Annotated in this window: 6 protein-coding genes; 2 read left to right on the top strand and 4 right to left on the bottom strand. The window is 68.4% G+C overall.

Annotated features, from left to right (window positions below):
- Window positions 1-118: 118 nt before the first annotated feature.
- Window positions 119-1,276, top strand: a complete 1,158-nt coding sequence (locus VEG08_03550; GenBank protein ID HXZ27056.1) for an FAD-binding oxidoreductase — start codon at window positions 119-121, stop codon at window positions 1,274-1,276.
- Here the strand turns inward: VEG08_03550 and VEG08_03545 are convergent.
- Together VEG08_03545 and VEG08_03540 are read right to left on the bottom strand one after the other, a co-directional pair.
- Complete coding sequence (locus VEG08_03545) at window positions 1,273-1,968, bottom strand: response regulator (protein HXZ27055.1); 696 nt, start codon at window positions 1,966-1,968, stop codon at window positions 1,273-1,275. The genes VEG08_03550 and VEG08_03545 overlap by 4 nt on opposite strands.
- A gap of 62 nt (window positions 1,969-2,030) precedes the next feature.
- A complete protein-coding gene (locus VEG08_03540; protein ID HXZ27054.1) occupies window positions 2,031-4,127 on the bottom strand; it encodes a fused MFS/spermidine synthase in 2,097 nt (698 codons plus the stop codon).
- Between the two features lie 80 nt (window positions 4,128-4,207).
- On the opposite strand from VEG08_03540, the gene VEG08_03535 reads away from it, so the two are divergent.
- Window positions 4,208-4,987 carry an FAD-binding oxidoreductase gene (locus VEG08_03535; protein HXZ27053.1) on the top strand — a complete coding sequence of 260 codons (780 nt, stop codon included), beginning with the start codon at window positions 4,208-4,210 and terminating at the stop codon, window positions 4,985-4,987.
- A 3-nt stretch (window positions 4,988-4,990) separates the two neighbouring features.
- On the opposite strand, the gene VEG08_03530 is transcribed toward VEG08_03535, so the two are convergent.
- Window positions 4,991-5,860 carry a HEAT repeat domain-containing protein gene (locus VEG08_03530; GenBank protein ID HXZ27052.1) on the bottom strand — a complete coding sequence of 290 codons (870 nt, stop codon included), beginning with the start codon at window positions 5,858-5,860 and terminating at the stop codon, window positions 4,991-4,993.
- Window positions 5,861-5,869: 9 nt separating this feature from the next.
- A partial coding sequence (locus VEG08_03525) for a HEAT repeat domain-containing protein (GenBank protein HXZ27051.1) occupies window positions 5,870-6,778 on the bottom strand: 909 nt, incomplete at its 5' end.

Below are 6,778 nucleotides of genomic sequence, written 5' to 3'. Positions count from 1 at the left end.
AAGCCGCCGCGCGAGTTGCTCGACTTCCTCTCGCAGTGGCTGCAGGCCCGCCGCCCTCACCACTGACCGGACCCTTCCCCCGGCGCTACAATGCCGCTGTCCTCTTTCGGGAGTGTGCATGCAGACAGCGGACGTGGTCATCATCGGAGGCGGCATCGTGGGCTCCAGCATCGCCTGGCACCTCACCGCCGCCGGCTGCAAGGACGTGCTGGTCATCGAGCGCGAGACCCACCAAGGCAAAGGCTCGACCGGCAAGAGCATGGGCGGGGTGCGCGCCCAGTTCGCCACTCCGGTCAACATCCGCATGTCGCTGTACTCCATCCCCTTCTACGCTTCCTTCGAGGAGCGCCTCGGCCATCCCTCCGGCTACCGTCCCCAGGGATACCTCTTTCTCGCCACCAAGCCGGCCCACCTCGACTACCTGCGCGCCAACCACGAGCGCCAGTTGGCGGAAGGACTGAAGACGGTCGAGCGCCTCGCGACCGAAGAGATCGCGCGCCAGTTCCCGCAGTTGCGCACCGACGACGTGCTGGGCGGGCACTTCGGCTCCAGCGACGGCTTCGTCGATCCCTACAGCGCCATGGTGGGCTTCATGACCCGCGCCGGCGAGCAGGGCGCCAAGCTCTGGCGCGACGCTGCCGTCACCGCGATCAAGATGGATCACGGGCGCATCGCCGGGGTCGAGAGCACGCGCGGGACCGTGGCCACGCGCACCGTCATCAACGCCGCCGGCCCCTGGGCCGCCGAGGTCGCCAGGCTCGCCGGCGTGGATCTGCCGGTCGAGCCGCTGCGCCGCATGCTCATCCCCACCGAGCCCTTCGACCAGTTCCCCCACACCGCACCCATGATCATCGACATGTCCAACGGCTTCCACTTCCGCCCCGAGGCGCTGGGCTTTCTGCTGGCCTGGAACGATCCCGAGGAGAGCCCCGGCTACAAGACCGACTTCGATCCCGCCTTCATCGAGAAGGTGCTGACCCGCGCCGCCGACCGCGTCCCCTGCTTCGAGAACCTGGCCGTGAATCCCAAGCGCTGCTGGGCGGGACTCTACGAGATGACCCCCGACCACCACCCCATCCTGGGTCCGGTCGCGGAGGTGCCGGGGTTCTTCTGCGCCAACGGCTTCAGCGGGCACGGGGTGATGCACGCGCCCGCCACCGGCAAGGTGCTCTCGGATCTGGTACTGAAGGGGAAGACGGACCTGATCGACGCCCGCCTGCTCAGCTTCTCGCGCTTCGCCGCAGGACGCCTGCTGACCGAGACCGCGGTGCTCTAGACCGGCTGCGGGCGCTCCATCTGGCTGCCCAGGAAGGCGCGCAACTGGCTCCTGGCGGGGAGGGCAAGATCGCCGAACTGCAGTGAAAGCGTGCCGTCGTCCTCGGCAAACACCACCCGGCCTCGGGCTTCGAAGGGCAGGTTCTGCCCGGGCAGCGTCAGGGAGACGGACATCAGGGCTCCGGGAGCGAGCGGCCGCGCCACCAGCAGGCGCATACCGCCCTCGCTGATGTCGTGCCCGGCGGCGTTGAAGGAGGTGTTTCCCACCTCGCATCGCACCGGGCAGTGGATGGGAAAGCGCGCGTGCCGGCGCCGCTCCTGCAGCATGCTGCCGCGGGTGCAGTTGAGCATGCGCGTCAGGCTCTTGTGGTCGAAGGGCTTGTGCAGGAAGAAGGTGGCGCCCGCCGCCAGCGACGCCTCCATGGTCTTCTGGTCGTCGCTGCCGCTCAAGGCCACGATCGGCGTCTGCCGGTTCTTCTCCGAGCGGCGCGCCTGCCGGATGATCTCCAGGCCGTTGATCTCCGGCAACATGATGTCCACAAGCATGCCGTCGAATTTCTGCTGCTCCAGCATCTGCAGGGCGGCGGGCGCGCCGCTGAGCGTGTAGGCTTCCGCTCCCATCAGCGTCAAGACCTCCTGGATGAGGCTCAGTACGCTGGGCTCGTCGTCCACGACCAGGATCCGCAGTGGCATGGGAGGATCGCCCCCGGGTGCGGGCAATCCCGATTATAGGCAATGTCCGCGCCGGACCGAAATTACTTCAGTACCCGGTACAGGTTGCTGAAGTCGTCGGTCCAGGGACGGACCGGGGGGGCCCCGGCGAGAGGCGAGGCGGCGCGGGCCAGGCCGGGCGTGGCCAGCCGGGCCCGGTCGCGGGCCAGCAGCATCCAACTCGAACCCGGATGGAAGCGGTCGCCCGGCGCCTGGTACACCCAGACCACACCCAGACCGAAGCGCTCCGCCGCGGCCAGCACCACCGGCCGCAGGTCGAGGGCGCGATTGGAGATGTTCACCGCCAGCACGCCTTCCGGCTTCAGCCGCGCCAGATAGAGGCGGAAGGCCTCCTGTGTCAGCAGGTGCGCCGGAGGCGCGTCGCTGTTGAAGGCGTCGAGCACCAGCAGGTCCAGGAGCGGGGCGCCCGCAGCCTGCTCGCGCTCCAGCGAGAGCCTGCCATCGCCGGCCACGATCTCCACCCGAGCCCGCGAGTCCGCGAGATAGTGGAAGTAGGGGCTCGCCGCGGCCAGGCGGACCACTGCCGGGTTGATCTCGTAAAAGCGAAACTGGTCGCCGGGCCGGCCGTAGGCCGCCAGTGTCCCGATTCCCAGGCCCACCACGCCCACGCGCAGCGGCGCGCCGTGGGGGTCGGCGGCGAACAGCAGCCCGATGCCGCTCTCGGGGGCGAAGTAGGCGGTGGGCCGGTCGCGCTGCTCCGGCGCGCGATACTCCAGGCCATGGGTGATGCGCCCGTGGCGCAGCGCATAGACCGCCGAGTGCGCCTGCGCATCGTAGTCGCTGTACACCGCCACTACCCCGTAGAAGTTGCGCTCCACCTCCTCGGTGTTGTGCTTGTACCAGGCGACGTGCGACAGCAGCTCGCCCGCCAGCAGCAGCAGCCCAAAAGCGTAGAGATAGAAGCCCGGCCGCAGCCGCTGGCGGTAGAACAGCCGGTGGCGCTCGCGCACCAGCACCACCAGCGCCAGCAGGCAGCATCCCCACAGGCCCAGGTGGAATTCCCAGTACCCGGAAAAAAGGCGGGGCGCCAGCAGCGCCACGAAGACGCCGCCGGCCGCGCCGCCGGCCGCGATCGCCAGGTAGAACCAGGTCAGATAGCGCGGCGCCGGCTTCAGCCGCACCAATTCTCCGTGGCACACCATGCAGCAGGCCACCAGGGTGAAACAGAAGACCGCGATCTGCAGGCGGATGTCGGCGTAGGGCCCGAAGAAGAGCAATACCGGCGCCAGCAGGGCCGCCAGCAGCAGCGCCCGCAGCCACCCTCGCCCGCACCAGCGCTCGTCGTGGAAGCAGAGAATGAAGGAAAGCAGGTAAAGGCTCAGCGGCAGCACCCAGAGGAAGGGCACCACCGCCACCTCCTGGCAGATCTGGTTGGTCACCGCCAACAGCATGACCGAGCTGCCCGCGGCCAGCGCCGCCCACAGCAGCATCGTGCCCGCCGTCGGCCGCGGCTCATACTGCTCGAGGATCTGGTCGATGCCGAAGGGCTGCGGCTGATGCGAGCGCACCGCCAGCACGCCGCAGACGGCGCAGCCCAGCGCGAACGTCAGGAAGGCCCACGTCCACGTCCTGCCCTGCACGCCCAGCGCCAGCGCCGGCTCCACCACGAAGGGATAGCTCGCCAGCCCCAGCAGCGAGCCCGCGTTAGAGAGCGCGTACAGCCGGTAGGGCGAGCGCTCCGGCTCCGTCCGCGCGTACCAGCTCTGCACGAGCGGCGCCGTGGTGGCCAGCAGGAAGAAGGGCAGGCCGATGCTCACCGCCAGCAGCCGCACGATCTCCCAGGTGGGATGCCCGCCGGGTGCGGGCTTCCACGCCGCACCCGGCAGGATGGGCGACGGCCAGCGCGCCGCCATCACAGCCAGCACCACCACCGATCCCGCCAGCAGCGCCCCGTGCACCCCGAGCTGCGCCCGCGCGCTCCGCACTCCCGCCAGCGCATGTCCATAGGCGTACCCCGCCAGCAGCAGCACCTGGAAGAAGAGCAGGCAGGTGGTCCACACCGCGGGCGTGCCGCCGAACCACGGCAGGAGGTACTTGCCCAGGATGGGCTGCACCTGAAAGAGCAGGAAGGCGCCCAGGAAGACGGTGGCGCCGAAGATGGCCTGCGCGGGTCGCTTCATAGGGCGGGTCGCTGGCAGGATAGCAGAGGCCTGCCGGCTCTTCCTTGCATCGCCCCGGCGGCGGGCGCATCCTACAGGGGATGACGGCAGCGCAGGACAAGTTCCTCCCGGGCAGGATCACGGCGCGCACCGACCACGCCCCCGACCTTTGGTCGGTGCGGCTGCGCGTGGAGGTGCCGTTCCACTTCGCTCCCGGGCAGTACGCCACTTTGGGCCTGGAGAAACACGGCAAGCTGGTGGAGCGCGCCTACTCCATCGTCTCCTCGCCCTACGAGCCCGAGCTGGAGTTCTTCTTCGAGCTGGTGCCCCAAGGCCAGCTCACCCCGCTGCTGTACCAGCTCCGGCCCGGTGACGCGCTCAGCATGCGCAAAGCCTTCAAGGGGCGCTTCACGCTCGACACCCAGAGCGGCCGCACCCGCCACCTGCTGCTGGCCACGGTCACCGGGGTCGCGCCCTTCGTCAGCTACGTGCGCACCCTCTACCGAGATTGGAAGGAAGGCCGCTTCCCCGCCGGCCATCACCTCTATCTTCTCCAGGGCGCAAGCCGCTCCTGGGAGTTCGGCTACCACCACGAGCTGCAGGCGCTGGCGGCGGAGGTCCCCTGGCTCACTTACGTGGCCACGGTCAGCCGCCCCTGGGAAGATTCGGGCTGGAAGGGCGAGACCGGGCGCGTCGACGACCTCATCCGCAAATACGCCGACCAGTGGCAGCTCACCGCCCAGAACGCCACCGGCTATCTCTGCGGCCATCCCGACATGATCGAGCACGGCAAGGGCATCCTGCGCCGCGCCGGCTTCGCCAAGGAGAACCTGAAGGAAGAGATCTACTGGATCCCGGCCAAGTCTGCCAAGACCGGCTAAGGGTCAGCGCTCCAGGATGCTGATGATGAACTCGCGGGCGCGGCGATCGTCGGACTGGCCCAGCCAGAACATGGCTTCCTTGCGCACCACGGGGTTGCGGTTGTTCTTGACCAGGCCGATGAGCAAGGGTACGCCCTGGTCGTCGGGCAGATTGCTGAGCGCGAACACGGCCTTCTTCTTGATCTCGGTGTCGGGGTCGCGCTCGATGGCCTCGGTGATGACTCCCGCGACCTTGTCTCCCGCCTTCTGCGCCAGCCAGAAGAGCGCCTCGCCACGCAGCTCAGTATTGGGTCCCTGGCGCGCCACCCGGATCAGGGCGTCGGTCGCGCCGGGGTCGGCGTGCATGGTGAGTGCGGCCATGGCTTCTTCAGCCAGGTCGCGCCTCCGCTCCCCCTCGAGCAGCGACGCCAGCAGGACCACGCTCTCCGCCGGCTTGACATCGGTCAGCCAGTAGAGCGCAAGCCCGCCGGCATCGAGCGCGCAGTTGGCACTGAAGGCGCGCACCTTCTGCACCTTTGCTTGCTCCAGGCGCAGCAGAACGAAGAACTCCTTGGCCGGTTCCAGGCGCGCGCACTCGCTCACCTGTCCCATCACCATGCCGCCGTTGCCTTCCAGGCGGCAGCCGCCGCAGCAACCGCTGCGGGAGTCGCGATAGGAATCGAAGCAGCACATGTCGTGCTCGCCCGGGATCACCGGGACCGCATAGCCCACCCAGACCGCGCCCTTCTGCTCGCGCTCGATCGCGCCCAGCGCCTGCTCCAGCCCGGCCGCCGCCGAACGCGTCTCCAATCGCGCGTTCTGGAGCCGGGGCTGCTGCGCGTCCGCGCTCGCGGCCAGCACAGCGATCAGCAGCACCCTGGATAGCAGTTTCACGGCTGACCTCTACTTGTTGAGCAGGTCGATGAGATAGTCCCGGGCTTCCTTGTTGTCCATCAGTGATAGCTTCTCCACGATGGCGCGCTTCATCTGGGGATCGGTCTCGGCGCGGGCCAGCGCCACCAGGTCGTGCGCGTCGTCCTGGATGAAGAGGGCCTCGACCACGGCGCGGCGGATCTCCGGGTCGTGATCGCTGCCGTAGACGCTCAGCAGGGTGTCGCGGGCGAACTTGGAATCGGTGATGGCCAAGCCCTGAATGGCCTTCCGCCGGATGCGGGGATCACCGGGCGTGCGCGCCACCTGGCCCAAGAAGACCACGTCATCGGCCACGCCCAGCGCTTCCAGGATCTTGCCCTTCTCTTCCAGCGAGGCCGAGGACTGGTACATCTGGTGCAGGGCGTCTTTCGCGTCCATGGCGCCCAGGTTGTCGATGGCCTTGCGCCGCAGTTCCGGGTTCGTCTCCTTCAAGGCCACCTGCACCGTCTCGCTGACCGCGTCCGCCGCCACGAACGAGTCCAGGATCTTGCGCTTCACCTCGACGCTGGTGGACGGAGTGTTGTAGATGTCCACCATGAGCGCGATGTCCTGCTTGCTGCCGTTCGCTCCCAGGTACTCGATGGCCTTGCGCTGCAGGTCGGGATTGGCCTGGCCGCGCGCCACCTTCTCCAGAATGGCCCGCGCCTGCGGCAGGTCGCTCTGTGCCAGCACGAACAGCGCCTGCGACTTCACCTTGGGCGATTTGTTCGCCGAGGAGAGGATCTTCTCCAGTTGGGAGATGAACTGCTCGGGATGGTCCGAGTTCATGAAGGTGTTGATGGCCAGGATCTGCAGCTCTTCGTCGTTCTGGGTCGCCGGCGGCACCGGCCGCCCGGCATCCGCGTGCACCTCGACCTCGAGCTTGGCCGCGTCTCCCAG

The organism is Terriglobales bacterium (assembly GCA_035624475.1).
GTDB lineage: Bacteria > Acidobacteriota > Terriglobia > Terriglobales > Acidobacteriaceae > DASPRL01.
The sequence above is the reverse complement of the archived record's forward strand: the minus strand, read 5'-3'. Positions and strand labels throughout refer to the sequence as shown.

Coding starts and splice junctions, on each gene's coding strand:
- VEG08_03550 (HXZ27056.1), top strand. CDS start 119: ATGCAGACAGCGGACGTGGTCATCATCGGAGGCGGCATCGTGGGCTCC.
- VEG08_03540 (HXZ27054.1), bottom strand. CDS start 4,127: ATGAAGCGACCCGCGCAGGCCATCTTCGGCGCCACCGTCTTCCTGGGC.
- VEG08_03545 (HXZ27055.1), bottom strand. CDS start 1,968: ATGCCACTGCGGATCCTGGTCGTGGACGACGAGCCCAGCGTACTGAGC.
- VEG08_03535 (HXZ27053.1), top strand. CDS start 4,208: ATGACGGCAGCGCAGGACAAGTTCCTCCCGGGCAGGATCACGGCGCGC.